Below are 25,484 nucleotides of genomic sequence, written 5' to 3'. Positions count from 1 at the left end.
GGGCCTCCTGCTCCAGGTACGGCGCGGCCTTCCGCGTGTACGGCACGGCCGGATCCGGTCGGACCTCAGCCCGTGACCGGGGTGAACAGGTCGAGCCAGTACAGGATGTTGAGGAGGACGCCACCGATGATCACGGCCGCCGGGGCCGCGGCCATCCTCACGACGGGCCGGCCCATCGACTCGTTCAGCAGGTAGAGCCCGCCGACGACGAGGATGCCGAGCCCGCCGCCCATGGCGTTGGCGGCCATCAGCGAACCGAAGAGGATCGCGAGCTGGAGGGTGTCCCCGATGGCGCTGCGCAGATGCTCCGAGGAGTCCCGGACGCTCGGCAGTTTGCCGAGCACCTTGCCGATCCAGGAGAGGGCCAGCACCTCGACGGCGAACACGAGCGCACCGACGACGGCGGCGAGGAACGGGTTGGGCATGAGGTACCCGATCGGGTACACCAGGGTGAAGCCCGCGATGCCGTACGCGCCGGACGCCAGGGCGGTGGTCGCGATCAGCGGGATGAAGCCGAAGACCCGGTAGAAGTCGACCTGTGCCGCCTCCGCGTACTGCCCCTTCGCGATCAGGAAGCTGGTCGCCTCGCCGCCGCCGAACACGTGCATCTGGGCGAGGACGCACACTCCCGCGCCCAGCAGCATGAACAGCGGCAGGTACTTCCGCAGCCGAGCCGCGCTGGCGCTGAAGAGGGACGCCATCGGGTCGTCCCCGGTCACCTCCTCCACGACGCCCGACGCGCGGTCGGCCCGGCGCTGCCGCAGGTCCTTGGAGACGGCGAGGCCGATGAGCATCAGCACGCCCACCGCCATGGCCAGCGCCCCGGCGAACATGTCGGGCCACAGCTTCATCGTCATGACGACCAGGGCCAGTTCGAGGACGCCCGCGATGCCGCCCCACTTGCGGCCGAACTGCTTGGTGATGGCGAGCACCGGGAAGAGCGTGAACAGGAACAGGATCGGCGTCGACATCTGCTGCATCGCGGTCAGGAAGTCGACCGGGAGATCATGGGCGATGTTGTTGGCGCCGTTCAGTCCGAAGACCACCACCGCGCCCCACGCGCCGCCGAGGACCGGGGCCAGCCACTTCTTCGGTGACAGCATTCCGAGGATGTCCGTGGGCAGGAAGAGCAGCCACGGGTTCAGCACGCCGGTGGACAGGGCCATCGGCGCGCCGAGCCCGAAGATGAACCCGGCGGAGAGCCCGAACGAGACAGCCGTCGTCGCGCTGCGGGTGGTGCGCCCCTGGATGAAGTCCAGCAGGAAGGGGCGCACACCGTCGTTGAAGACGGCCAGCGCCATGTGCGCGATGAACGCCGTGAGCGCGCAGAGGGCTATCACGGTCAGTTGCTGGGCCAGCGAGAAGTCGAGTTCCGCGCCGGCGGCGAGGGTGGTGCTCACGAGTCACTCCTTGGTGCCCGGGACGATGAGAAGGCGGCTGTGATCAGCCGCGGGCCGCGATGGCACGGGCCATCAGCGGGGCGATGACGTCGATCTGGTCCATCGAGAAACCGAAGGCCTTCTTGCCGTCGGCGAGCAGGGCGGCGATCGCGTCCTCGGTGGGGACGCTCCGGCCGAAGGTGTGGCAGGAGGCGCTGCCGAGGAGACCGACGAGCACCCCCAGCGACGCGCCCGCGCCGGTGTGGCAGGTGCCCAGGTAGTAGTCGGCCTGGCCGGCCCGCAGCTTCATCGCGGCGTCCATGTCGCTGGAGGGAACGACATCGAGGGAGTCGATGCCGAGCTTGCCGATGGCCTGGGTGACCTCGACCTTGCCGACTCCACCGGTGAGGATCTTCGTCATGGCTGTCCTGCTTTCTGCGTGTTCCCGCGGGGTGTACGGGGAGGGGGCGTACGGGAGAGTGGGCGTACGGGGGGAGGAGCGCGGCGACCGGTCAGGACGCGGGGGCGGGCGGGGACTGCCGGGCGAGTACGGCCAGGTGCATGCCGAGGAAGTTGATCTCGGATCCGGGGAGCGCGGCCCCCAGCTCGCGCTCGGCCCGTGCGGCGACAGCCCGCGCGCGGGCGACCGCTTCCGGATGGTCCGCCAGTTCGGCGGCGACCTGGTCGTCGGTGAGGAACTGCTCGATCGGCTCACCGTTCAGCAGGCGGCCGATGGCCATCATGAGATGGCTGGTCAGTATGGCGGCCGTCGCCTCGGTGATCAGGTGCCCCTCGGCTTCCAGGGCGGCGAGTTCGGCGGCGACGAAATCGGCCACCTCGGGTGTGACCTGACCGCCTTCGCGGAACAGCTGGATCCGCAGCGCGAGCTGGTCGTCCATGACGTCCTCCTCAATCAACAATAACCAGGATTCTGTATTTTCAGGGTACGCGGCGCTCCGGAACCTTCGTGTCGGCGGCCGGGCCCGCGGGTCAGTACGAGGGGACGCGCTCTCCCCGCAGTACCTCACTCTGCAGCCGTGTCACCGTGGACAGGTCGAGCGACTCGCGGACGGCGGCGAGCGACTTCGCTCCCTCGGTCCGGCCGATCACCGCGGCGGTGGAGTTGCGCAGAGCCAGCTCCCGGGTGACCTCGTCCCCGAGCGGCACCACGTCGACGCCGAGCCCGAGCCGGTCCTGCGCCTCGTCGAGGTTCCAGACGGTCGCGTCCACCTCGTTCCGTGCGAACAGGTCGTGCAGTTGCATGTAGGAGGCCTCCCGCCACTCGATGTCGTCCCGGCCGGCGAACACCCGCTCCACGAGCATGCGCAGATCCTCCGAGGCGTGGTCGATCGCCACGCGGAGCCCCGGTGCGGCCAGGTCCGCACCACGCCGGACGAGCATGCCGTGCGCGCCGACATAGGTGGCGGGGCCGAGGTCGGCCACCAGCTCCACCGGATGCTCGGCGATCAGCTGGTCGGCCGCGAAGCGCGACAGCACCACCAGGTCGACCTTGCCCTCCAGCAGGGCGGCGGTGCGGGCTCCGGCGCCCCGCATGAACGTGATCGCGAACGGCGCGCCCGCCTCCTCGAAGGCGCTGCGCAGCCCGGTCGCCAGCCCCTCGTACCTGCGCGAGTAGGGGAGCGGCATGGCCGCGAGCAGGGTCCCCAGCCCGGACAGCCGCCACAGGACGGTGCGGTCCGAGCGGACCAGGAAGGTCCCCAGGTGGCCGCGCGCGGTCGTGGCGATCGCTCCGGCCTCCTCCAGCAGCTGGAGGGCCGCCTGGACGGTTCCGTTCCCGCAGTCCAGCTTCTGGGCGAAGTCGCGCACGCGGGGCAGACGGGTGTCCGGCTCGTGATGCAGGAGCAGGACGGCCAGCTGCCGGGCGGCGAGGCCGTTGCGCGTGAGGAGGCGGTCGTCGAGGTCGTTCACGCATCAAACAGTAAACAGGATTCTGGATACTGGCAAGGGTCGCCGTCGCCGGGACGGAGAAGCCCCCGAGCCGCCTCCCGAGCCGCCTCAGTCCGGCAGGGGGACGCGGATCACGGGGGTGAACGGGTGCTTGTTGAAACCGCTGCGCACATTGCGGCACCCCGGCGCCTGGCACATGAAGAACTCGTCGACGCTCCGGCGGCCCGTCCGGCTGCGGAGCCAGGTCTTCTCGCCGGGGGTGAGCGAACGGTGCTGTTCATCGGAATCGCACGTGGAGCAGTACATGGCACGGGCCGGCACGGAACCTCCTGAAGCGGGCGAACTGGCAGAAGGCGAAGCATATGAGGGCGCGTCGGCCGTGGACGGTGTACGGCGCGCCCGAGCCTGTCGGTGTCGGTGAGCGCGAGGGCATCGTCCGGCTGTACGCGGTGCTCCCGGCGGGGTCCGTCACCGGCGGCCACCCCCGGGGGCGTTCCCGCACGGGCGGTCGTCAAGCGCGACCGTCCCGCTCACCGGGACGAAACGGCCCCCGCCCCGTCCGGTACGCCCCGTCCGGGAGAGACGGCGGCCGGCCCCGGCCGCTCACCCGTGGCCACGCTCCGCGCACCGCCGCGGCCGTCCGTCGCCACCAACTGCGCCTCCAGGGAAGCCAGAAGCCAGTCGTGCGCGGAGCCCGGCGTCGGCTCGGGAGGGCCGCCGGGAGCGCTGATCACCTCGGCCGTCAGGTCCCAGTACCGGTCGATGCGCGGATCGGCCGCGAGCCGGTCCGCCAGCACGCGGCGGAACGCGGGCGTGTCGTGGGCGCCGTACGTGCTCGCGTACACGTCCACGAACGCGTCCAGCGCCTCGCCGGGGGAGGGCTCCGCGCCGCGGCGCAGTTCCCCGCCCGCCAGGTCGTACGCCTCGGCCAGTCCCGCGTACAGCACGGCCGACGCACGGGCCCCCGCGATGCCGTGCGCCCGGGGCTGGCAGGAGCCGCGGCCCCCGCCGTCGCACGGACGGGTCACGTAGGCGTGCAGCCGGGCGAAGGCGAGGACCTGGGTGGGCCGCGGGGTCTCGGGCGGGTGCGGCACCGCCGCTTCCAGGAAGGCGGTGACGGACCGGGCGGGCATGCGGGGCGGCAGCCACGCCCGCCAGAATCGGGCCAGCGAGGCGGTGTTCGGCGGGGCGGCGACCGCGCCGACCAGCCGCAGCCGGCCCGGCCGTTCGGCCGGCGGGCTCTCCTGCACCAGTCTGAGCGCGGCCTCCCGCCAGCGCAGCGCCGCCAGCTCGGACCCCAGCGAGCGCAGCCGCCCGGCCACGGCATTCTCCAGCGCGCCACCCGCCGCGGCCCCGTCGTCCCGCCCATCTTGCGCGTCCTGCTCGTCGAGGACGCGACGCACCTCGGGAACCGACAGGTCGAGGCCGCGCAGAGAGCGGATCATGCCGAGCCGCTGCACGGACTCCGGGGCGTACCTGCGGTGCCCGCCGGCGCTGCGGGACGCCTCCGGAAGCAGCCCTCGGTCCGAATAGAAACGGACGGTCTTGACGCTCACGCCCGCGTGCTCGGCCAGTTCACCGATGGTGCACAGACCGTCGTGCGACGAGAACACTTGAACCTCCACCAGGGGGAGTTCCTACGGTACCGGCGAGCGCTGCCGGGGGATCGGGCCGGTGCGCGCAAGACACCTGACGAGGAGGGACCATGACGGTATTCATCCTGGTGGCCGGGGCGTTCACCGGACCGCACGTGTGGCGGGACACCGCCGCTCGGCTGACCGCGGACGGCGCCGAGGTGCGAACGGTGGCGCTCACCGCGCTCGGCGGGCGCCCCGCGGATCCCGGCGCGGCCGTCGACCTGGAGACCCATGTCGCAGACGTGCTCGCGGTGATCGACGCGGTGGCGGGGGAGGACGGCAGGGAGATCGTGCTCGTCGGCCACGAGTACGGCATCCACCCGGTGCTCGGCGCCGCCGACCGGAGGGCCGGGGCGATCGCCCGGATCGTCTACCTGGACGCCGGGATGCCCAGGGACGGAGTCCCCGCCCTGGCCGCCGTGCCCGACCAGCGCCTGCGCGAGGAAGTGATGGAGCGCGCCGCCGGAGGCGGGGAAGGGGGGTACGGGGGTGAGCTGCCGCCCCCGGCCCGGGACGCGTGGTCCCGCTGGGGGAGCACCGAGGGCCTCTCGGAGGCGGCGCTCGACGGGCTCACCGCTCTCGCGGCGCCGCAGCCGCTCGGAACGCTCCTGCAGCCGCTGCGGCTCACCGGAGCCGTGGCCGAGGTGCCCGTGACCGGGGTGCTCTGCACCGGCAACGGGCCGGGCGTCGCGATGCTCCAGATCCTGGTGGACGTCGGCGACCCCGCCCTCCGGGCCCTGGCCGAGGCCCACGTGCCCTTCTTCGAACTGCCCACGGGGCACTGGCCGATGCTGTCCTGCCCCGCCGAGCTGGCCGCGACCCTGATCGAGGCCGCGGCCGGCGCGGGACACCGGCTCACCGCCGCCGACCCCACCCGTACGCCCGCCCATCTGCGGCCGTTCCTCCTCGATGTGCCCGAACGGCCCCGCGAACGGGCCGGGAACACCGACCTCTATCTGCCGGACGGTCCGGGCCCGCACCCGGCCGTGGTGTTCGTGCACGGCGGACCGGTGCCCGCCGAGGCCAGGCCCACGCCCCGGGACTGGCCGACCCTCACGGGATACGCACGTCACGTCGCGGGGCAGGGCGTCGTGGGCGTGACGCTCGACCACCGTCTGCGCGCCGTCACCGACTACGAGGTGGCCGCCGCGGACGTGGCCGACGTGGTGGAGAGGGTGCGCGCCGATCCGCGGGTGGACGCGGACCGGGTCGCCCTGTGGTTCTTCTCGGGCGGAGGCCCGATGGCGGCGGACTGGCTGACGAACCCGCCGGCGTGGCTGCGCTGCGTGGCCGCGAACTACCCGGTCCTCGCGCCGCTGCCGAGCTGGGGAATGGACGCCACCCGCTTCCACCCGGTCCGGGCGGTCTCCCACGCCGGTCGCCTTCCCTTCGTGCTGGTCCGGGCGGAACGCGAGAGCGCCGAAATCGCCGCGACCGTTGAGGAGTTCCTGGCCGAGGCAGCCCGCTGCGGAGCGAACGTCGAGGTCATCGACGTACCGGAGGGGCGTCACGGCTTCGAGACGCTCGACCTGACCCACGGGGCGCGCGAGGCCGTGCACCGCGCGGTGAGCGCGGTGCTGGGCCACGTGAAGGGGTGACGCCCCCGATGCGGAGGGCCTCCCGGGCGCGACGTGCCCGGGAGGCGGCCGGATGAGGGGGGCGACTACTCGATGACCAGCTCGACGTCGATGTTCCCCCGGGTGGCCCTGGAATACGGGCAGTAGGCGTGGGTGGCCTCGACCAGCTTCCGCCCGGCCTCGCCCGCGAGGGAGTCCGGGAGCTCCACGCGCATGACCACCGAGAGCCCGAAGCCGTCGCCGTCCTTGCCGATGGAGACCTCGGCGGTCACGGAGGCGTCCTTGGTGTCGATCTTCGACTCGCGACCGACAGCGGCCATCGCGCTGGCGAAACAGGCGGCGTAGCCGGCGGCGAACAGCTGCTCGGGGTTGGTGCCCCGGCCGTTGCCGCCGAGGGCCGGGGGCATGGCGAGGGGGAGGTCGATCTGACCGTCCGAGCTTACGGCACGGCCCTCGCGGCCGTTGGCGGTGGCGGCGGCGGTGTACAACGCGTCCATGGGTGACCCTCCACTGGAGCCCCGACCGGGATGGTCGCGGCGACGGAGATAAAGATTGCACACAACTAAGTTGCGCACAACTTAATGGCGTGGCCGACGGTAGGCTGGAACCCATGACCACTGCTCCGGGCGGCTCGCCCGATCTCTCCGGCGTCCCCGACGCGGAGCTGCTGCGACTGGACCACCAGGTCTGCTTCTCGCTGCACGCCGCGTCGCGCGCGTTCGGCGGCTTCTACCGGCAGGCTCTCAAGGACCTGGGTCTCACCTACTCGCAGTACCTGGTCATGCTGGTCCTCTGGGAACACGGCGCCCAGCCGGTCAAGGGCATCGGGGAGCGCCTCCATCTGGAGTCCGGGACCCTCTCGCCGCTGCTGAAGCGGCTGGAGACGGCCGGGCTGGTCCGGCGCGAGCGCAGCCGCGAGGACGAACGCTCCGTTCTGATCGACCTGACCGACGAGGGCGCGCGACTGCGCGACCGCGCGCTGTCCGTCCCCCGTGGCGTGCTGGGCGCCACCGGCCTGTCCCTGGACGAGGTTCTCGGGCTGCAGGAAGTCCTGGGCCGCCTCACCGCGGCCCTGGGTAAGGCCGCCGACGCCTACTGAGCCGCCGGGGGCAAGGTGCCCGGCCGGAAGCGGCTCCGCGCTGGTGCGGGGCGGCTGAAGTCGGCGAGCCGTCCCTCGCGGGTGGACCCGGCCGCCGCGACCAGGTCGGCTTCCCACCGGTCGGCCGGCTGCTGGTGGAGCGCGCTGCTGGTTCCTGTCCCTTCCCGGGTCAGGCGAGCGCGCTGTCCGTTCGCGACATGAATGACAGGAGAAGCTGTCATCGCCACAAGGCGACAAATATACTTGCCGTGCCGCTGGCCGACAGCTAAAGTTGTCGCATGGATGGCATGAAGGTGATTCCGACCCCTGACCAGAACGACGAGAACTTCTGGGCCACGGTCCTGACTCCGGTGGACCCCGCGTGGAACGAGCCCGGCGACGAGGACGCGTTCGCCATGGACAAGCAGGTGCTCGACGCGGCCCGGTCACTGGCGGAACGGATCTCGACACGCGCGCTGGCCTACCGCGCGGCCGGCAAGCCCTTCGACGCGGCCCTCATGGCCGCTCCCGATGTTCAGCTGGCAATGCTGCGGTCCCTCTACGAAACCAAGCGGTCCGTCGACCGGCTGGCCGAGAGCGCGGCCACCGTCGCCGGACGCGGTGGATCCAGCTACGCACAGCTCGGCGCGGCCTGGGGCGGCATCAAGCGCCAGTCGGCCCGCCTCAAGTGGCCCCATGCGGTGCCCAAGAAGTCCGCCAGCGAATCGATTCCGCTCCACTACGCGGGCGGCGACGCCGTCATTCACCACGACCCGGGCGCCGACGCCTGGTGGTACACCGCGACGGGCGCGGACCTGCGGGAGGAGGAGTCGGAAGCCGTCCACGGCACGTCCGCCGAGGCCATCGCGCGGGCGACCGAGTTCCTGCTGGCGCACGACCGGCCCGCGCCGCGCGAAACCGCGTGACGCCGGGCATCACCCGACTCGCTTGATCCCGCACCGCACGACCGCTGTCGATGCGGATCTCTTCCCGCGCTCGGGGACAGCGCTGCGCACGCCGGTCGCTGCCCTTCCCACCGAACGGTCCCGACGACCTACGGGACCGTTTCCGGCACTTCACCCGCGGGCGACGCCGCTCGGCGCACTGACCGTGCGGCCGGCCGCCCACGGCAACCCGGGTCTGCTCACGTTGCACCCCGACGACGCGGGCTCCCCGCGACGGCCGCAGGCAGCTCCGGTCCGTTCAGGTCCCGCTCGCCCCGTGGCGGAAGTCCCAGGCCTCGATGTCGCGGTAGTGGATCGGCCCCGGGCCTCGGCCGAAGTTGCTGCCGACCAGGTGGAGTCGTCCGGCCTCCCAGCTCCGGCCGACGAACGCGGCGAGCCCTTCCGCGGCCTCCGCCGTGGCCGCGTGGTCGCCCCGGCGGGACCGGGCGAGGGTCAGATGGGGCCGGAGCGGCCGCTCCGGGAAGGAGACCCCGCACTCCCTGACGAGGGCGCGTACGTCGGCGGCCAGGTGATGCAGCCCTGCGAGGTCCCCCGTGACCCCGGTCCACAGCACCCGCTCGTCGAAGTGCCCGCCGCCGTGCAGCGCCAGCCGCAGAGGCCGGCGCCGCGCCGCGAGCCCGGCGAGCGGAGGAATGAGGGGCGGGACGGCGGCGACCGGCAGCTCACCGAGGAACGCGAGGGTGATGTGCCAGTCCTCGATACGGTTCCACCGCATGCGGGGGTAGGCGTCGTAGGCCGGGCGCAGCGCCCGCGCCAGCTCTTCCTTCGCGTCGTCGGGCGGGGCGAGCGCCAGGAACACGCGGGTCGTCGAGGCCCGGACGCACTCGTCCGCAGGGGGGCCGGTCACGGCTTCGAGCGGTTCGTTCACCTGCCGTACCGTACGTGCCGGCCGTGCCCCCGCCCCCACGCGGGGCCGACGACGGGATTGGGGGGCGGGCCGACCCCGTACCGTACGGCGCGATGCGGCGGCGGAAAAGTGGCGGGGGTGACTGCGGCAGGGCATCAGGGCATCGGGGCGACCCGCGGCACCGTGAGGCGGCCCGGACGAGGGCCTGAGCCCGCGGCGGTTCGGCGCGGGGGTCAGCCCATATAGTTCGTGCGGCCTTCTTCGTCGAGGTCGAAAGGGCCCTCGGGGATGATGCAGAACTCATTGCCCTCGGGGTCGCCCATCACCAGGAAGCCACCCTCGGCGTATCCCTCCAGCCGGCGCCCGCCGAGCGCCTCGACTCGCTGCTGCTCCGCGGCCGGGTCGGGTGCCGAGATATCGAAGTGCATCCGGTTCTTGGACCGCTTCGGCGCGTCGGTCCGCTGGAATCCCAGTCCCAGGCCGTGCTCGCGCCGCAGCCATACGTAGGGACCGGTACGGCCCACGACCGGCCTGCCGAGCAGCTCGGACCAGAACGCGGCAAGCCGTTCCGGGTCCGAGGCATCGATGATGAGGGCGTTGATCGGCGTCATGGTTTCTTCGCTCCGTTCCTGGAACTTCGGGAATGTCTCGCTCGGCCGGGGCCCCGGCCGCTCACTCCAGCATCGGTTTCCGGCGCGGGCCACGCCATGCGTCGCTCCATGCCCCGGAGGCCGGGGCCGGGCATCCCACGGATCAGGCCGTGGCCCGCGTGCGAGGATGAGCGCATGCGATCGTGACTGCCCTGGGGGGACGGGTTACGGGCAGGGCTGGGCGCTCCGGGGCGCTCCCGGCGGCTGAGCAGCAGCCCGCGCTCACGCGTGTGGCGGGTGGAGACGGCCGGGCGCCCGTGGTGGTGAAGCAGATCGTCGGCGGTCCCGACGCCGAGGAGCGGTACGCCCGTGAACTGGCCGCGTTGCGGCTCGCCGCAGGAGCCGACCCGGCCGTGGTGCCCGCGCTGCTGGGGAGCGTCCCCGGCGACCGGGTGCTGGTCCTGGAGCATCTGGACCACCAACACCCCTCCGGCGACTGGATCGTGGACTACGCGGCGGCACTGGCCCGGCTGCATGCCGTCGCCCGCCCCGAGCACGCCGGAGCGCTGCCCCGCTGGCAGGGCCCGGACGCCGCCGACGCCGCCGCCTTCCTCCGGCTGGCCGAGGCGCTCGGCGCTCCTGTCCCACCCGGAGTGCCCGGCGAGCTCGACGACCTCGTGCACCGGCTGGCCCGAGCGCCCGGGCACGCCCTGCTCCACGGTGACCCGTGCCCCGGCAACGACCTGCACACCACCGGCGGAACCCGGTTCATCGACTTCGAACAGGCCTCGCTGGGCAGCGGGCTGGTGGAACTCGCCTACCTGCGCATCGGCTTCCCGACCTGCTGGTGTGTCACCGCGGCGCCCGCCCCGCTGCTGGAACGGGCGGAGGCCGCCTACCGGACGGCATGGCGTTCCGAGACCGGCGAGGAACTCCACGACGACCTCACCGACTTCTGCGCCGGCTGGCTGATCCGGGGCGACGCCCTGGTCCGGAGAGCCCACCGCGGAGCCACCGATCACCTGGCCCGGGTCCCGGTCCGTGACTGCTAATGGGGCACCGTCACCGCCCGGCAACGCCTCGTCCACCGGCTCGGTGTCGTCGGCAGTATGACTGCCGGCCGCGACGGTCCGAGCGGGCTGAGCACGCTCTGCACGGACATGCGGCGGCGGATGGTCGCCCGCTGGCCCGGACTCGGTCCCGTTCCCTCGCGACGCCCGACCTGATCCATCGGCGCTCGGTCCCCGACCCGCCGGGCCGACCGGGTCCATCCGGGGTGACGTGGTAGTCAACAGGGCGGTTCTCTGCGTGGCGTCGAAGGCGACGGCCAGGTCGGGCAGGGTGACGTTGACGTCGAGCCCCGAGACCGACGCGATCACGGCCATGCTCCGATGGCATACGCTCAGGCGTATGACGCAAGAAGACGGTGAGCTGGACAGCCTGGTGCGCAAACGCATCCGCGCCCTGCGCGTGGCCCAGGGCTGGTCCCTGGAGGAGCTGGCCGGCCGGGCGAAGGTCAGTCAGTCCACGCTCAGCCGCATCGAGAACGGCCGGCGTCGGCTGGCCCTGGACCAGCTGGTCACGCTCGCCCGCGCCCTGGACACCTCCCTCGACCAGTTGGTGGAGACCGCCTCCGACGACGTCGTCTCTTACCCGACGCTCGACGGGGCCCACGGTCAGATGCGGTGGCCCATCAAGGCGGAACCCGGCATGACCGTCATCCGTCAGCGCATGACCGAGCCGCCGCCCGACAACCCCGCCCGGCTGCGCGCGCATCCGGGCCGCGAGTGGCTCGTCGTCCTGTCCGGCACCGCCGTCCTGCTTCTGGGCAACCGGCGCCTGCGGATCGAGACGAACCAGGCGGCGGAGTTCCCCACGATGCTCCCGCACGCGATCGGCGCCGAGGGCGGGCCGTGCGAGCTGCTGGGCATCTTCGACCGGGACGCCCGCCGTGGCCATCAGCGCGGTGAAGGCACGGAGAAGGCGGACTCCCCGGCCCCGCCCGGGCGGAGCCCGCGGTGACGAGCGTGCGGCAGTGAGCCGGTGGTGCCGGCCGCATCGTCAGGACCCGAGCCCCCGGCACGTACGGCGGGACCATGGGACGCGGGCCCGCCGATCACCGTGATCGGCGGGCCCCCGGCGCGGGCCCGCACAGCCGGCCTCTCGCGCGTTTCAGCGGCTCACGCGGGATCGACGCGGGAGATGGCGCCGCCGCTGCCGAGGACGTACAGCTCGCCGTCACCGCCCTCGACGAACGAGATCACCTCGCCGCCGCTGACTCCGAGGTCGCCGACGCCGGTCACCTCGCCGTCCCGCATCTGGAGCGTACGCAGGGTGCCGTCGCAGTAGTCGCTGAACACATAGCTCCCCTGAAGGTCCCCGAGCGCGTCGCCGCGGTAGACGAATCCACCGGTCACCGAGCAGCCGAGGCCCGTACGGTCGTACTCGTGGACCGGCGGGACGTGGTTCGCGGGCTCCGTGCCGCCCCGGAAGGGGTGGGTGCCCTCCATGGAGGACCAGCCGTAGTTCTCACCGCCCTCGCTGTCCGCCGGGGCCCAGTCGATCTCCTCCCAGTCGCTCTGGCCGACATCGCCGATCAGCAGGTCGCCCGTGCCGGCGTCGAAGGAGAACCGCCACGGATTGCGCAGCCCGTACGCCCAGATCTCGTCCTTCGCGTTCGCGTCGTCCACGAACGGATTGTCCGCCGGGATCGCGTACGGCTCGCCTCCGCTCGGGTCGATCCGCAACAGCTTGCCGAGCAGGGTGTCGAGCTTCTGCCCGTTGCCGTGCGGGTCGCCGCCCGCACCGCCGTCACCGAACGCGATGTACAGATAGCCGTCGGGGCCGAACTTGATGTCCCCGCCGTTGTGGTTCGCGTACGGTTGCGTCTGGGTCAGAACGGTCCGCCGGGTGTCCGGCTGGAGCCGGCCGCCCTCCACGGCGAACTCGTCCACCGTGCTGGTGCCTTCGAGATCCGTGAACGAGATGTAGAAGTGCTCGAAGGCCTTGTCGAACGCGACGCCCAGCAGGCCGCGTTCGCCGTCCGTTGTGGTCTCGTCGGAGATGTCGAGCACGGGTGCGCCGAGGCCTTGATCGTCCAGGACCCTTACGGTACCGGCGCGTTCGGCGATCCACAGCGTGTCATCGGGTCCGGCCGCTCCGGCCGACGGCCCCTGGGCCCTGGCCACTTCGGTCAGGGAAGCGCTCACCGGCCGGTCCGGGGCGGCCGGCTCGTGGGCCGATGCCGTGGCCAGCGCCAGTGATGTGACGAGGCAGAGCGTGCCGATGATCGCCGAGCTTCTGGTGCGGAATCTCACCGTGGCCTCCTGGAGGCGGCGAAGGGGGGAGGTCACCCGGCTGCTCGAGCGGAGTTGGGTGGGGGGCACGAGCCGGCAGGCAACCTGGGTGGGGGAGTTGGTGTGGCACCGGCTACGGGTGAGGATAGGGGGACGGGCGTGGCCTGGCCTAGACCAGCGGCGCAACGTTTTCTCGCGCGGTGGCTCTGGCGCGCTCCGCAAGTCGGTAGTCGGCCAATCGTCGACGCGAAGTCGACCGGTGATGTGCTCGTTCCGCCGGTTCCGGCGTTGGTGGGAGCGCTCCAACTCCCACCAACTGCCGCTCCGTTCAACGTTATTGCGCCGTAATGCTTGACAGCCATCGAATGCCACGCCAGTTTGGGAGCGCTCCCACGCACATGCTTCCCCATGCGAATGCCTGACCTCCCGAGCATCACGGACCCCCGAACCCGTCCGTCGTTACCCCCGACGGACGTACGAGAGGAGCACGGAGCCGCAATGAGAATCAGAGGCACCACCCCGCACGCACTCCGCAGGAGGGCGGCCGCCGCACTGTCCGCACTGATGATGGGCGCCGCACTCGCGGTGGCCGTACCCGGACAGGCGTCAGCCGCCGCCGCCCGCGTCGACAACCCCTACACAGGCGCCACCCCGTACGTGAATCCCGACTGGTCCGCCAAGGCCGCCGCCGAGCCCGGCGGCGACGTCATCGCGGACGAGCCGTCGTTCGTCTGGATGGACCGCATCGCCGCGATCGAAGGCACACCCGGCGCGCGAGGCCTGCGCGCGCACCTCGACACGGCCGTGAGCCAGGGAGCCGACCTCTTCCAGGTCGTCATCTACAACCTCCCCGGCCGGGACTGCGCCGCACTCGCCTCCAACGGCGAACTCGGCCCCACCGAGCTGAGCCGTTACAAGAACGACTACATCGACCCCATCGCCGACATCCTCGACGACCCGGCCTACGCGAGCCTGCGCATTGTCACGCTCATCGAACCGGACTCGCTGCCCAACCTCGTCACCAACGCCGGAGGGACCGCCGGCTCCACGCCCGAGTGCGCCACGATGAAGGCCAACGGCAACTACGAGAAGGGCATCGGATACGCCCTGCACACCCTGGGCGCCGTGCCCAACGTCTACAACTACGTCGACGCCGCCCACCACGGCTGGCTCGGCTGGGACTCCAACTTCGTCCCCGCGGCCCAGCAGTTCAAGAAGGCCGCGACGATGGAGGGCGCCACCGTCTCCGACGTGCACGGCTTCATCGTCAACACGGCCAACTACTCGGCGCTCCAGGAGCCGCACTTCGCGGTGACCGACTCCGTGAACGGGACCACGGTGCGCCAGTCGAGCTGGGTGGACTGGAACTACTACGTGGACGAGCTCTCGTTCGCCAAGGCTCTGCGCACGGAACTGGTGCGCCAGGGCTTCGCCTCCGACATCGGCATGCTCATCGACACCGCCCGTAACGGCTGGGGCGGGACCTCCCGGCCCTCCGGGCCCGGGCCGCTGACCAGCGCCGACGCCTATGTCGACGGGAGCCGGACCGACCGTCGCATCCACGCCGGCAACTGGTGCAACCAGAGCGGCGCCGGCATCGGCGAGCGTCCCACGACCGCCCCCGAGCCGGGGATCGACGCCTATGTCTGGGCCAAGCCCCCGGGCGAGTCCGACGGCAGCAGCGAGCCCCGGGACAACGACGAGGGCAAGGGCTTCGACCGGATGTGCGACCCGACGTACACCGGCAACGGCCGCAACGGCTTCAACCTCACAGGTGCCCTGCCGGACTCCCCGGTGGCCGGGCACTGGTTCTCCGCACAGTTCCAGGAACTGCTTCGCAACGCCCACCCGCCGCTGGACGGCGGCAGCGGAGGCGAGGAGGACACCCAGGCGCCGACCGTGCCCACGAACCTGCGGGTGACGGCCAAGTCCAGCAGCAGCGTCACCCTCGCCTGGACGGCGTCCACGGACGACACCGGCGTCACGGGGTATGACGTCCTCCGTGACGGCGTCCGGGTGGGGACGGCGGCCACGGCGACCTATACCGACACCGGCGTGCGTGCCTCGACCGCCTACAGCTACTCGGTCAGGGCCAAGGACGCGGCAGGCAACGTCTCGGCGGGGAGCCCGGCCGCGCAGGTCACCACCGAGGCGGGTGGCGGCACCGGAACAGGAGCGCTCAAGGCCGAGTACCGCAACACCGACGGCTCTCCGACCGACAATCAGATCCGGATGTCCCTCCGCCTGGTCAACACCGGTTCGGCCGCGATCGACCTCTCCACGGTGACGGCCCGCTACTGGTTCACCTCCGACGGCGGTGCGAGCACCTTCGCCACCGCCTGCGACTACGCGGTACTGGGCTGCGGCAACGTGACGCACGGTGTCCGTCCGGTGAGCGCGCCTGCCACGGGCGCAGGCCACTACCTGGAGGTCGGCTTCGGGAGCGGTAGCCTCGCGGCGGGCGCCACGACCGGGGAGATCCAGCTGCGTCTCAACAAGAGCGACTGGTCGGCATTCCAGGAGAGCGACGACTACAGCCGCTCCACCAACACCGCCTTCGCCGACGCCCCGAGGATCGGCGTCTTCACCGGCTCCACCCTCGCCTGGGGCACCGCCCCCTGACCTGCCCCGCGACCGGCACGGCTTCTGCCACTGCCACTGCCGCTGCCCCTCTCACCGGACGACGGGAGAGGGGCAGCGGCGCGGACGGGCCCGGGTCGGCGCACGTCGCCCCGGTCGCCGGAGCCGGTCGTGCCCGGACGGGGTGATATGGCCTTGGACCGCGCGTTTTGGGTACGTCCTTCTTCGCGGTGAGCCCCCTTCGGGAACACGGGCGTGCTGTTGGCGCGTACGGTCGTCGGCTTGCTCCACCCGCTGGAGCCGTCGGCCTTCGACGGGACGACCGCGGACTGCTCGGAGGTGTACTTCCGGGCGCGTCCAACGGCGGGCGCGGCCGGCGTGTTCGATCCATCAACGCCGAAGACGGGCGTTGAGCCGGGCGGCCTGGCGCGTCAGGTGGTCGCGCTCGGCGAGCGTAGGAGCCTTGTGGGCGGCTTCCGCGTACAGCCGAGCCGCCGTCGGCAGGTCGCCGTCGCGCTCGTGGAGATACGCCGCCACCGCCGTGTGACGGGGCAACGTGTCGCTCAGCTCGGCGAGTGCGGCCAGCCCGGCACGCGGCCCGTCGGCCTCACCGACGGCCACCGCCCGGTTGAGCCGGACGACCGGGCTGTCCGTCAGGCCCGCGAGCTCGTCGTACCATTCGACGATCTGCACCCAGTCGGTCTCACCGGCGGTCGGCGCGTCGGCGTGGAGCGCGGCGACGGCGGCCTGGGCCTGGAACTCGCCCAGCCGGTCGCGGGCGAGGGCCGCCTGCAGGATCTCGACGCCCTCGGCGATGGCCACGGTGTCCCAGCGGCCCCGGTCCTGCTCGGCGAGCGGCACCAGGCTCCCGTCGGGCGCGGTCCGGGTGGCGCGGCGGGCATGGTGGAGCAGCATGAGGGCGAGCAGCCCCGCCACCTCCGGGTGGTCGATCGCTGCCGCGAGCTGCCGGGTGAGGCGGATCGCCTCGGCGGCGAGGTCGACGTCGCCGGAATAGCCCTCGTTGAAAACCAGATAGAGGACCCGCAGCACGGTGGCGACATCGCCGGGCCGATCGAACGGCACACCGGAGACGGTGCGCTTCGCCCGGCTGATGCGCTGCGCCATGGTCGCCTCGGGCACCAGATAGGCCCGGGCGATCTGGCGGGTCGTGAGCCCGCCGACGGCGCGCAGCGTGAGCGCGACGGCGGACGACGGTGTCAGCGACGGGTGGGCGCACAGGAAATAGAGCTGGAGCGTGTCGTCCACCGACGGCACGGGCCCGGGCGCCGGCTCCTCGTCGACGAGGCCCTCCCGCCGCCGCCGGGCGGCCTCCGCCCGGGTCGCGTCGAGGAACCGCCGCCAGGCCACGGTGACCAGCCAGCCCTTCGGGTCCCGCGGTTGCTCGTCCGGCCATACACGGACCGCTTCGACCAGGGCGTCCTGCACGGCGTCCTCGGCCGCCGCGAAGTCTGCTCCGCGGCGGACGAGGATTCCGAGAACGCTCGGAGCGAGGCTCCGCAGAAGGGCCTCGTTCATCGTGGCGTCACTCCGTGACGGTGGGCGGCGCGGACAGGAACGGCCGGACCTCCAGCCACTCGTGGATGGGCTTTCCGCCCGCCCCCGGAGCGGCCGACAGCTCCCCGGCCAGCTCGACGGCGCGGTCGTAGCCGTCGACGTCGATGATCATCCAGCCGGCGATGAGGTCCTTGGTCTCGGCGAACGGCCCGTCGGTGACCGGCGGGCGGCCCTCGCCGTCGTACCGCACCCACGCGCCCTCGGGGGCGAGCGCCGAGCCGTCGACGAACTCCCCGGTCTTCTCCAGCCGGTCCGCGAAATCCTGCATGTACCGCATGTGCGCCGAGATCTCCTCGGGCGTCCACCGGTCCATCGGTACGTCATTGACCGCGGCCGGGGCTCCGCGGTAGTGCTTGAGCAGCAGGTACTTGGCCATGGTGTTACTCCTCGGTGCGGTGCGGCCCATTGTGGCCGCTTTCACTACGGGGACGGAGCCGGACTCGGGTTCTCGACATCGTCGCCCGAAAACTTCTGGAAATCTTCTCGGCGTGCCGGGGAGGCGCCCGAGACCCCTGGCCGCCGCCATCGGTGCCGTCGTCACCCGCCTGCGCATGCTGTCGGCCCGACGCCCCCGACTGCTGCCGGGTGTCTTCCGCCCCGCGGCACTCGGTTCGGCGGGCCGACAGCGGACGGATGTCGACAGCGGGCGACATGTTCGGATTTATGCTGACTCGATGCGATCTGCTCCGTGGTGGGCCTTGGTTTCCTCCGGATGCGCGCCCGTCTTTCTGGTCGGCGCCTGGATGATCGCGCAGCTGCGTCAAGGGCCGGAGTACGACCCCGCGAGGCAGACGCTGAGCGTGCTGGCCTCCTACGGCGCCGCCGCCTATTGGCTGATGACGGGGATGCTTCTGGTGCTGGGGACGTCCTACATGGTGACGGCGCACGCGCTCCGGGCGGCGGCGCCCGCCGGACGGGTCGCCCTGGCAGGCGGCGGACTGTCCGCACTGGCCCTGACGCTGGTGCCCGCCCCGAGCAGCGGCGGGGCGTGGGGGCACGGGGCCGTGTCCACCGTGGGCCTCGTGCTGCTGGCGGTGTGGCCTCCGCTGGCCGCCGTCCGGGGAAGGGGGCCGGTGCCGTGGGGGCTGAGGCTCGATGTGTCGCTCGCCGCGAGCGCTTTGATGTGCGCGAGCGCTCTGTGGTTCCTGGCGGAGCTGCAGGGGGCGGGGGCGCCCGGCGTCGCCGAGCGCGTGGTGACGTTCGTCCAGGCGCTGTGGCCGTTCCTGGTGGTCGTCTCCTGCCGGAGAAGCGCGGCCTGAAAGCGAAGTCCGTGGGCGTGCCGGGGGCGCGCCTATGAGTCGTCCGCTTCGTTCCGCAGCCAGGCGTCGATAGCCGTGTAGTCGCTGTCCGCCAGGCCTTGCCGGGGGTCGACCCGGTGGAGCAGGGCGGGGCCCGGGTGATGGGCGGCGACCCAGGCCCGGTCGGTGTCGGTGATCTCGTCGTCGACCCAGACGAAAGGACGCCCGGCGGCCCGTGCGACCAGGGCACGGGTCTTCCAGTGCAGCCCGTCCCGCTCGTCCTGGTCCTCCACTCCGGCCGTGCCGTCGGCCTCGGAGGGCTCCGGCCAGGAAACGACCGGCAACGGCGGCAGGCGGACGCGGGGCGCGACCCACGCGTTCGCGTCCTCCCCCCACGTCGTCGCCCAGACGAGCTCGCAGGGCAGCGCCGCGAGCCGGGGCCCGTGCCGAGGATCGATCCTGGTGAGGAGTGGATTCGCGCCGGCCCCCGGAGTCCCGGGGTCCGTCCCGTAGGTCGGGTGGGGGCGGGACGTCGTGCCGAAGGGGATGAGCGGGCCGTCGACGTCGAGGAACAGCAGCGGACGCTGCACGGTGCCGGTCACGGGAGCACGATAGCGGTGGTCCGGCCCCATCGGGCAGGGCCCCCGGAGCCAGGGCCAGGACCGGTGCGGCGCGCGGCTGGAGCGCCGGTGCCGACGGCACCGGGGTGACAGCCGGCCGCTGCCACCCCGGAACCAGGACATCGAGCCCGGCTCGAACCCAAGATCTTCATCAGCCTTCCAGGTGAGCGGCGCGATCCACACGCTGCGGTAACGGACCTTGCTTCCGTGGTCCTGGAGCCTGATCGCTCAGGCCGTCGGACCCTCGGCCGCTCCACCGCCCGGTCGTGCCGTCGACGGCCACGTCGTCGTGGACGGTGACGCCGTTCCATACGACGGACGGCGACCCGGGCGTCCTCCGTTTTCGCGCCCGAGGCGTCGGAGCGGGCGGCGCGGAAGGTGATGTCGTACGTCTGCCGGGTCTCCGGGGCCGTCGCGGCGTTCACGTCCGGGGCCTTCTCGGTGTAGATCGCCCGGCCTCGTTGTCGGCGAGCGTGGTGTCACCCGTACGAGTCGAGGGCTGCACCTCGTAACGCTTCTGCAGGTACACACCGCTGTTGGCGCGGTCCTGGCCGGTCACGTCCGGCGGGAGGTTCGGCAGCCGGAACCCGACGTGCGCACGGAACACCTGGAAGCCCTGCCTGGTGCGCAGGCCCCCGCTGGCGACCTCCATCTCCCCACCGCTCACCGGCCATGCGGGCGCACGGCCGTCCGGATGCTGCCAGGCCGCCTGGTTGGTGCTGTCGAAGAGCTGGACGCGGGTGCTCGTCGACCAAGTCTTCCAGTCAGTGGTGGAGAGCAGCTTGATCTGCCGGACCTTCTCGCTGTTGCCGTGGACGCTCACCATACTGGTGCCCGGAGCCGGGCCCATTGGAGTGGCACAGGCCCACGTCGTGTTTGCCCGCCTTCGCGGTCTCCACGTCGAAGGCGACGGACGCGCCCTGCTGGCCGAAGTTGTCGACGAAGCCGCCACCCGAGTAGCCCGCGTGCTCGGTGTCAAAGCCCGCGCCCCCGGTCAGTTTGCCCTCCTGGCCCCAGTTGCCGCCCGCGCCGAGGCCGCTGGCGCAGATGGCGCCGTCCGGGCCCGCGCTGATCCGGTTGACGCCCGCCTCCAGGCCCTGGGTGAAGCGGAAGACTGCCCCCTGGCACTCGTCGTCGACCTTCTCCAGGTAGGCGCGCTGGGTGCCCCCATAGGTGACATCACCGAACAGCATCTGCCCGGCGAACCGGCTTTCTTCCAACTGCAGCGGATTGCTGGGGGAGTTGGCTATCTCGTTCTGTGGCAGCCACAGCACCGGCCTGGTCACCGGCTTCGCGTCGAACGGGCCCGAGGGGTTGGTGGAGTGGCTGAAGAAGCGGTCCTGCGTGATGTGGACCAGCTTCGAGGAGGGCAGCCAGCCGCCCTGGTTGTCGAGGACGACCATGTCGCCCTCCGGACCCCAGCCGATGCCGTTGGGTGTACGCAGACCCGGCGATGTCGGTGAGCTCGGTGAGTTCGTGCTTCTGGGACACGTACAACTTGCCGTCGACGGCCTTGATGTCCATCGGCTCCTTGAGCCCTTCGGTCACCATCTTGGCGGTCACCTCACCGGGACCGGTGTCGCCCTGGACGTTGTCGAGGAGGTGGACCTCGCCGGTCGTGTGGTCGGTGCCGCCGAGGCGGTCACGGCGAGTCGGCCGTCGGGCAGCCAGGCCGTCGCGGTGACCTGCGGTTCGAGCCCGTGGGCTGCAGATCGGTGAGCACGTAGTCCGGGTGTGTCCCGGTCAGCGGCAGTCCGTCCCCGGGGGAGTCGAGGGCGCCCTCGCACTCCTTGCGGGCCCGGCGCCCAGGCTGGTGAGATGTATGCGGCAACGGTGGGAGCGGCCATGAACGCATTCTTCCTCCTGGCTCCTCGCGGCGAAGGGCCCGTCGTCGACGGTGGGGTTGGCTGGTGTCGTGGGGGTGAATGTTCGGTTGTGTGGTGGTGTGGTGTTTCGTGTGTGCCGTGTGCCGTGTGCCGTGTGCCGTGTGCCCTGTGCCCTGTGCCGTGTGTTCTGTGTCTGGTTGTCGGGGGCGGGTTCTGGTGGGTGTGGTGTTTTGTGGTGCTGGAGGGGAACTGGGGGTGGGGGGGGCGGGGGTGTTATTGACGTTCGCGGCTTGTGGCGGAGGCGAATCCCAGCCAGGTGTGGCGGTTGCCCCACCAGCACCAGCCGATCTTGGGTGCGTTGCGCCGTTCCCGGCTGTCTCGCCCGGTGCCGTTGCTGATCCAGATGGCCGGGGTGCGCGCGTCCAGGGTGCCGTTCGCTTTGCGTAGCCGGGACCCGATGGTCATGAAGCAGAGGTTCCGCTGGAGTACCGCCGGTTGCTGCAGGACCCAGTGGATGCCCTCGGTGAGTACCAGGGGGGTGCGGCCCTGTTGGGTGAAGGCGGGCAACGCTTCCTCCGGGCTCCAGTTGGACATGTGGTCGCCGCGGTCGGGTCCGGTGATGAAGTAGAGCGGTGTGTCGGGGAGTTCGGCCGTGTTGGGGGTGAACTGGTCGACGTCGGGCATGTCGACGACGACGAAGCCGGGCTTGCCGTCGCGTAGCAGTAGTGGTGCGAGGGTGGAGGCGGGGGCGTGGTCGGGATGGACGGCGAGCAGTATGTCGCGGCCCGGGTCGGCTGTTTCGGCGAACGCGTGGATGTCCTCGGCGGGGATCCCCGCGATCTCGTGCACTCCGAGCTCGATCAGGCGCCGTGCCTGGTCGGCTGGTGACGGGAGCGCGTGTGCAGGGTCGGCAGTGGAAGCGTTGGGCAAGGCAGTTCCTCGGATTCACGTTTCGCCGGTAGTGGGCCGGAGGTCGAACGAGAGAGATCGCCGGAGTGTTCCCGGCGGGGTCACGTTCCCTCGGGTCGGACCCGCACCCCGCGCTGTTGCGGCGGCGTTGGCAGGTGCGTTCATGATCTGCTGTTCGTTCGACGCTCTGGACGTTCCGCAGGGGAGCGCCGGCCGGTGTTGTGGGGTGAATCTGCTGCCGGGTGGTCCAGGGCTGGCCGGCGCTGCCGGACATGCCCCGGGTGCCCCCGTCCGTGTCGCTCTCGGAGGAGCGGCGGGTGAGTGGCTTGGCGTCGATGTCCGCGATGCCCCGGCCACCACGAGTACCACGCACCTGCCGCCGGCCACCTGCCGCCGGCCACCGGCCACCGGCCACCGGCCGTCGGCCAGTGGCCTTGGGGTTCGGACTTCTCGGCCTGATCGAACGGGTCGGGCTGGCCGGCGGAGCGCTCCGTCATTACCTCGCGTCCGACAGCGGCTACGTCCTCAGTGTGCGGCTGCCCTGGCCGGACCCCGCCCGCGAGCTGAGAGCACGCGTGGACAGTGAGCGGGAGCCGGTGCGTGTCGTCATCGTCGTCGGCGGTCAACTGGTGCGGATGGTGCTGCGGCTCGTATCGACGGCGAAGGCGGACCGGGTCTGACTGTGGACTGTCGTCGCGGAGGGGGGCTGACGGGAACGCCGTGGTCATCGGGGCGGGCGAGCAGTGGCCGGGCGTTGTGCTGATGGGCGTACGGATGCCTGGCCTCGGCGGCCTCGGCGGCGTCGGCGGATTCGGCGTGACCCGGGGAGTTCCTGGCCCGGCTGGTGCCGCCCCGGGTGCTCATGCTGGCGACGTTCGGCTCCGACGGCTTGGTGCCCGGCGTCCTGCGGGCCGGAGCGTTGGGGTTCGTCCTCAAGGACATACCCTGCCGCTGCGGTTTCTCGGTGCCGTGCGGGCCGTGGCGGGCGGGAGCCCCGTGCTGTCCCCGGCCGCCGCGGCACGGGTGATCGCCGCAGCCACTGGGCCGCAGTCCTCCCATGCGCGGGAATCGTTCCGTGGGGCCGCGTGGGAACGGCTGTCGCCTCTGAACCGAACGCGAGCGCGAGACCGCCTCGGGCCAGCGCGGACGGACTGGGGAACGCGGAGATTGCCCGGAGGCTGCACGTCAGTGTTGTGACGGTCAAGGCGCGCACCGGCGGTCTGTTCTCCATTCCGGCGGTCCAGAACACCGGGTACAGATCGCTTTGCTGGTCCGCGACGCGGAGGAATGACAGCGCCCCGGGGAAGCCGCAGCAAGACAAAAAAGAAGGCAGAAACGCAAAAACACAAAAACACAGAAGGGCAGAACAAAGGCAAGGAGAGACCCTCTCCTTGCCACTCTCAACTTATAGCTTACCGGGGGGCTTGCGGCAAGCCCCGGGTGACGGCGCAGAATCCTCGGGTCGGTGCCCCCGCCTGCGGAACGGGGCACGACGTGCGCCGGTCGGCCGGGAGTGTCCACCGGGCCATGACGTCAGAGGGAAGAGAACCAGGAATGAGTACGTGCCCGACAAGGGGTTCGGCAGAGGGCGGGGCGGCGGAGACCGGGCCGGCCGCCGCGGTGCGACGGAACACGACCGCCCCGGGGGTGTCGCGGTGACGGCCTCGTACGTGCTGGATCTCAAAGAGGTCGACGAGAGGTGCGTCGCGGCCGTCGGCGGCAAGGGCGCGCACCTGGGCGGACTGTCGCGGCTCGAGGGCGTGCGTGTGCCGGAGGGTTTCTGCGTGACGACGGACGCCTTCCGGCGGGCCATGACAAAGGTCCCGTCGATCGGCGGTCGGCTCGATGAGCTGGCACGCCTGAGCCCGGACGACCGGGAGGCGATTCGCACGCTCAGCGCACAGATGCGCGGCATCATCGAGGATCTCGCCGTTCCGGGCGACCTCGCGGAGACGGTCACCGGTGCGCTCGCCCGGTATGGCGAGCACGCCGCGTACGCCGTCCGGTCCAGTGCGACGGCGGAGGACCTGCCCACGGCCTCTTTCGCCGGCCAGCAGGACACGTATCTGAACGTCCTGGGGGCGGCCGCGGTCCTCCAGCACATCAGCCGGTGCTGGGCTTCGATGTTCACCGAGCGGGCCGTGATCTACCGACAGCGGAACGGTATCGACCACCGTACGGTCCACATGGCCGTGGTCGTTCAGCGGATGGTCTTCCCGCAGGCGTCCGGCGTCCTGTTCACGGCCGACCCCGTCACCGGCAACCGGAAGGTCGCCACCGTGGAAGCCGGTTTCGGCCTCGGCGAGGCACTGGTCTCCGGTCTGGTGAACCCCGACGTCTTCACGGTCCGGGACGGCGAAGTCGTCACGAGAGCCATCGCCGTCAAGGAGCGCGCCGTTCACGCCGTTGCCCGCCGGCGGTACGTGTGACGTGGCGGTCGACGCGCGGCAGCGGGAGCGGCCGGCGCTGACGGACGAGCAGGCCGTCAGCCTCGTGGGGCTCGGCCGCCGGATCGAAGCGTACTTCGGCCGCCCGCAGGACATCGAATGGTGCCTGGTCGATGATGGTTTCCGGATCGTCCAGAGCCGGCCGGTCACCACCCTCTTCCCCCTCCCCGTCATCGACAACGGCGAAGAGGGCAAGGACGGGGGGAACCACGTCTACGTCTCTGTCGGCCACCAGCAGATGATGACCGACCCCATGAAGCCCCTCGGGTTCTCCATGTGGCAGCTGACGGCCATGGTGCCGATGCACGAGGCGGGTGGGCGGCTGTTCGTCGATGTCACCCGGCGACTGGCATCGCCTGCCGGCCGTGATGCTCTCCTGGAGGCCATGGGGAAGGGTGATCCGCTGGTCAGGGACGCGCTGGAGACCGTCCTCGAACGCGAGGGCTTCGTTCCCTTGCTCCCGGACGCGGCTCCCGGCGGCCCGCCGCCCACGGGTGCGCCCGCCCCGATCGACACCGATCCGGCCGTTGTCACGGAACTGATCGAGTACAGCCGGACGTCCATCGCCGCTCTGGAACGTGACATCCGGACGAAGAAGGGTCCGGCACTGTTCGACTTCCTGCTGGAGGCGTTCGAGGAGCACAAGCGGGTACTTGCCGACTCCGCTGAGCATGCAGGCGATCATGGCGGGATGGACGCCACATGGTGGCTCAACGACAGGCTGTGGGAGTGGCTGGGCGAGAAGAACGCCGCGGACACGCTGACACTGTCCGCCCCCGGCAACATCACGTCGGAGATGGGGCTGGCGCTTCTCGACGCTCGCGGACGTGATCCGCCCGCTGCCGGAGGTGCTGGCGTTCCTGCGGGACGCCGGGCACCTCGAGGACGCCACCTTCCTGGACGAGCTGGCGAAGACCGAGGGCCGGGGACGAGGCGCGCGAGGGCCATCGAGGCCTACCTCGACCGGTACGGCATGCGCTGCGTCGGCGAGATCGACATCACCAGGCCACGA

Annotated in this window: 21 protein-coding genes and 4 pseudogenes; 9 read left to right on the top strand and 16 right to left on the bottom strand. The window is 71.5% G+C overall.

Going from position 1 to position 25,484, the window contains the following annotated elements; all coding sequences use genetic code 11:
* Positions 1-65: 65 nt before the first annotated feature.
* The 6 genes from PSQ21_RS00125 to PSQ21_RS00100 form a co-directional block, all read right to left on the bottom strand.
* Positions 66-1,400 carry a YhfT family protein gene (locus PSQ21_RS00125; protein ID WP_274028236.1) on the bottom strand — a complete coding sequence of 445 codons (1,335 nt, stop codon included), beginning with the start codon at positions 1,398-1,400 and terminating at the stop codon, positions 66-68.
* A gap of 43 nt (positions 1,401-1,443) precedes the next feature.
* Positions 1,444-1,800 carry a DUF2620 domain-containing protein gene (locus tag PSQ21_RS00120; protein ID WP_274028235.1) on the bottom strand — a complete coding sequence of 119 codons (357 nt, stop codon included), beginning with the start codon at positions 1,798-1,800 and terminating at the stop codon, positions 1,444-1,446.
* A gap of 91 nt (positions 1,801-1,891) precedes the next feature.
* Positions 1,892-2,278, bottom strand: coding sequence for a PRD domain-containing protein (locus PSQ21_RS00115; RefSeq protein WP_274028234.1), 387 nt, complete (start codon positions 2,276-2,278; stop codon positions 1,892-1,894).
* A 91-nt stretch (positions 2,279-2,369) separates the two neighbouring features.
* Positions 2,370-3,308 (bottom strand): GntR family transcriptional regulator YhfZ, encoded by a 939-nt coding sequence (gene yhfZ / locus PSQ21_RS00110; RefSeq protein ID WP_274028233.1) that lies wholly within the window; start codon positions 3,306-3,308, stop codon positions 2,370-2,372.
* 87 nt (positions 3,309-3,395) lie between these two features.
* Positions 3,396-3,608, bottom strand: a complete 213-nt coding sequence (locus tag PSQ21_RS00105; protein WP_274028231.1) for a hypothetical protein — start codon at positions 3,606-3,608, stop codon at positions 3,396-3,398.
* Between the two features lie 209 nt (positions 3,609-3,817).
* Positions 3,818-4,900: a MerR family transcriptional regulator gene (locus tag PSQ21_RS00100; protein WP_274028229.1), complete on the bottom strand. Its 1,083-nt coding sequence runs from the start codon at positions 4,898-4,900 to the stop codon at positions 3,818-3,820.
* A 92-nt stretch (positions 4,901-4,992) separates the two neighbouring features.
* On the opposite strand from PSQ21_RS00100, the gene PSQ21_RS00095 reads away from it, so the two are divergent.
* The gene (locus tag PSQ21_RS00095) at positions 4,993-6,522 is read left to right on the top strand and encodes an alpha/beta hydrolase (protein ID WP_274028227.1); all 1,530 of its coding nucleotides are present in this window, start codon (positions 4,993-4,995) and stop codon (positions 6,520-6,522) included.
* Positions 6,523-6,587: 65 nt separating this feature from the next.
* Here PSQ21_RS00095 and PSQ21_RS00090 read toward each other — a convergent pair whose 3' ends face one another.
* The gene (locus PSQ21_RS00090; RefSeq protein WP_097871267.1) at positions 6,588-6,998 is read right to left on the bottom strand and encodes an Ohr family peroxiredoxin; all 411 of its coding nucleotides are present in this window, start codon (positions 6,996-6,998) and stop codon (positions 6,588-6,590) included.
* A gap of 113 nt (positions 6,999-7,111) precedes the next feature.
* Here PSQ21_RS00090 and PSQ21_RS00085 point away from each other — a divergent pair, with 113 nt between their 5' ends.
* The gene (locus PSQ21_RS00085; RefSeq protein ID WP_274028226.1) at positions 7,112-7,600 is read left to right on the top strand and encodes a MarR family winged helix-turn-helix transcriptional regulator; all 489 of its coding nucleotides are present in this window, start codon (positions 7,112-7,114) and stop codon (positions 7,598-7,600) included.
* On the opposite strand, the gene PSQ21_RS00080 is transcribed toward PSQ21_RS00085, so the two are convergent.
* Positions 7,594-7,821 (bottom strand): hypothetical protein, encoded by a 228-nt coding sequence (locus tag PSQ21_RS00080; protein ID WP_274028224.1) that lies wholly within the window; start codon positions 7,819-7,821, stop codon positions 7,594-7,596. The two genes, PSQ21_RS00085 and PSQ21_RS00080, sit on opposite strands and share 7 nt — an antisense overlap.
* A 57-nt stretch (positions 7,822-7,878) precedes the next feature.
* Between PSQ21_RS00080 and PSQ21_RS00075 the strand changes: the two genes are divergently transcribed.
* Entirely contained in the window at positions 7,879-8,505 is a 627-nt protein-coding gene (locus PSQ21_RS00075) for a hypothetical protein (RefSeq protein ID WP_274028222.1), read from the top strand.
* 277 nt (positions 8,506-8,782) lie between these two features.
* Here the strand turns inward: PSQ21_RS00075 and thpR are convergent, their stop codons facing one another.
* Positions 8,783-9,412, bottom strand: coding sequence for an RNA 2',3'-cyclic phosphodiesterase (gene thpR, locus PSQ21_RS00070; protein ID WP_274028221.1), 630 nt, complete (start codon positions 9,410-9,412; stop codon positions 8,783-8,785).
* A 212-nt stretch (positions 9,413-9,624) separates the two neighbouring features.
* Positions 9,625-10,002 carry a VOC family protein gene (locus tag PSQ21_RS00065; RefSeq protein ID WP_274028220.1) on the bottom strand — a complete coding sequence of 126 codons (378 nt, stop codon included), beginning with the start codon at positions 10,000-10,002 and terminating at the stop codon, positions 9,625-9,627.
* A gap of 216 nt (positions 10,003-10,218) precedes the next feature.
* Between PSQ21_RS00065 and PSQ21_RS00060 the strand changes: the two are divergent.
* Both PSQ21_RS00060 and PSQ21_RS00055 read left to right on the top strand, forming a co-directional pair.
* Positions 10,219-11,207 (top strand): annotated as a pseudogene (locus PSQ21_RS00060) (aminoglycoside phosphotransferase family protein).
* A 184-nt stretch (positions 11,208-11,391) separates the two neighbouring features.
* Entirely contained in the window at positions 11,392-12,003 is a 612-nt protein-coding gene (locus PSQ21_RS00055; RefSeq protein WP_274028219.1) for an XRE family transcriptional regulator, read from the top strand.
* 158 nt (positions 12,004-12,161) lie between these two features.
* Here PSQ21_RS00055 and PSQ21_RS00050 read toward each other — a convergent pair whose 3' ends face one another.
* A complete protein-coding gene (locus PSQ21_RS00050; RefSeq protein WP_274028217.1) occupies positions 12,162-13,298 on the bottom strand; it encodes a PQQ-dependent sugar dehydrogenase in 1,137 nt (378 codons plus the stop codon).
* Between the two features lie 477 nt (positions 13,299-13,775).
* Between PSQ21_RS00050 and PSQ21_RS00045 the strand changes: the two genes are divergently transcribed.
* A complete protein-coding gene (locus tag PSQ21_RS00045; protein WP_274028215.1) occupies positions 13,776-15,899 on the top strand; it encodes a glycoside hydrolase family 6 protein in 2,124 nt (707 codons plus the stop codon).
* A 348-nt stretch (positions 15,900-16,247) separates the two neighbouring features.
* Here PSQ21_RS00045 and PSQ21_RS00040 read toward each other — a convergent pair whose 3' ends face one another.
* The gene (locus PSQ21_RS00040) at positions 16,248-17,393 is read right to left on the bottom strand and encodes an RNA polymerase sigma factor (protein WP_274028214.1); all 1,146 of its coding nucleotides are present in this window, start codon (positions 17,391-17,393) and stop codon (positions 16,248-16,250) included.
* Between the two features lie 7 nt (positions 17,394-17,400).
* Positions 17,401-17,808 carry a YciI family protein gene (locus PSQ21_RS00035; RefSeq protein WP_047174922.1) on the bottom strand — a complete coding sequence of 136 codons (408 nt, stop codon included), beginning with the start codon at positions 17,806-17,808 and terminating at the stop codon, positions 17,401-17,403.
* A 298-nt stretch (positions 17,809-18,106) separates the two neighbouring features.
* Here PSQ21_RS00035 and PSQ21_RS00030 point away from each other — a divergent pair, with 298 nt between their 5' ends.
* Positions 18,107-18,691 carry a DUF998 domain-containing protein gene (locus PSQ21_RS00030; protein ID WP_274028211.1) on the top strand — a complete coding sequence of 195 codons (585 nt, stop codon included), beginning with the start codon at positions 18,107-18,109 and terminating at the stop codon, positions 18,689-18,691.
* Between the two features lie 32 nt (positions 18,692-18,723).
* Here the strand turns inward: PSQ21_RS00030 and PSQ21_RS00025 are convergent, their stop codons facing one another.
* From PSQ21_RS00025 to PSQ21_RS00015, 3 genes and pseudogenes are all read right to left on the bottom strand, one after another.
* Positions 18,724-19,272 (bottom strand): HAD domain-containing protein, encoded by a 549-nt coding sequence (locus PSQ21_RS00025; RefSeq protein ID WP_274035582.1) that lies wholly within the window; start codon positions 19,270-19,272, stop codon positions 18,724-18,726.
* Positions 19,273-19,452: 180 nt separating this feature from the next.
* Positions 19,453-20,738: pseudogene (locus PSQ21_RS00020) on the bottom strand (family 16 glycoside hydrolase); the annotation flags it as partial.
* A 651-nt stretch (positions 20,739-21,389) separates the two neighbouring features.
* Positions 21,390-22,046: a DUF5701 family protein gene (locus PSQ21_RS00015; protein ID WP_274028209.1), complete on the bottom strand. Its 657-nt coding sequence runs from the start codon at positions 22,044-22,046 to the stop codon at positions 21,390-21,392.
* Positions 22,047-22,600: 554 nt separating this feature from the next.
* On the opposite strand from PSQ21_RS00015, the pseudogene PSQ21_RS00010 reads away from it, so the two are divergent.
* Both PSQ21_RS00010 and rph read left to right on the top strand, forming a co-directional pair.
* Positions 22,601-23,316, top strand: a pseudogene (locus tag PSQ21_RS00010) (LuxR C-terminal-related transcriptional regulator).
* Positions 23,317-23,680: 364 nt separating this feature from the next.
* Positions 23,681-25,484 (top strand): annotated as a pseudogene (gene rph, locus PSQ21_RS00005) (rifamycin-inactivating phosphotransferase); the annotation flags it as partial.

The sequence above is a fragment of the Streptomyces sp. MMBL 11-1 genome (assembly GCF_028622875.1).
Taxonomy (GTDB): Bacteria; Actinomycetota; Actinomycetes; order Streptomycetales; family Streptomycetaceae; genus Streptomyces.
The sequence above is the reverse complement of the archived record's forward strand: the minus strand, read 5'-3'. Positions and strand labels throughout refer to the sequence as shown.

Excerpts from the sequence above, each read along its gene's own strand:
- PSQ21_RS00120 (WP_274028235.1), bottom strand. The coding sequence starts at position 1,800 with ATGACGAAGATCCTCACCGGTGGAGTCGGCAAGGTCGAGGTCACCCAG.
- PSQ21_RS00115 (WP_274028234.1), bottom strand. The coding sequence starts at position 2,278 with ATGGACGACCAGCTCGCGCTGCGGATCCAGCTGTTCCGCGAAGGCGGT.
- PSQ21_RS00095 (WP_274028227.1), top strand. The coding sequence starts at position 4,993 with ATGACGGTATTCATCCTGGTGGCCGGGGCGTTCACCGGACCGCACGTG.
- PSQ21_RS00090 (WP_097871267.1), bottom strand. The coding sequence starts at position 6,998 with ATGGACGCGTTGTACACCGCCGCCGCCACCGCCAACGGCCGCGAGGGC.
- PSQ21_RS00085 (WP_274028226.1), top strand. The coding sequence starts at position 7,112 with ATGACCACTGCTCCGGGCGGCTCGCCCGATCTCTCCGGCGTCCCCGAC.
- PSQ21_RS00080 (WP_274028224.1), bottom strand. The coding sequence starts at position 7,821 with ATGACAGCTTCTCCTGTCATTCATGTCGCGAACGGACAGCGCGCTCGC.
- PSQ21_RS00075 (WP_274028222.1), top strand. The coding sequence starts at position 7,879 with ATGGATGGCATGAAGGTGATTCCGACCCCTGACCAGAACGACGAGAAC.
- PSQ21_RS00065 (WP_274028220.1), bottom strand. The coding sequence starts at position 10,002 with ATGACGCCGATCAACGCCCTCATCATCGATGCCTCGGACCCGGAACGG.
- PSQ21_RS00055 (WP_274028219.1), top strand. The coding sequence starts at position 11,392 with ATGACGCAAGAAGACGGTGAGCTGGACAGCCTGGTGCGCAAACGCATC.
- PSQ21_RS00045 (WP_274028215.1), top strand. The coding sequence starts at position 13,776 with ATGAGAATCAGAGGCACCACCCCGCACGCACTCCGCAGGAGGGCGGCC.
- PSQ21_RS00040 (WP_274028214.1), bottom strand. The coding sequence starts at position 17,393 with ATGAACGAGGCCCTTCTGCGGAGCCTCGCTCCGAGCGTTCTCGGAATC.
- PSQ21_RS00035 (WP_047174922.1), bottom strand. The coding sequence starts at position 17,808 with ATGGCCAAGTACCTGCTGCTCAAGCACTACCGCGGAGCCCCGGCCGCG.
- PSQ21_RS00030 (WP_274028211.1), top strand. The coding sequence starts at position 18,107 with ATGCGATCTGCTCCGTGGTGGGCCTTGGTTTCCTCCGGATGCGCGCCC.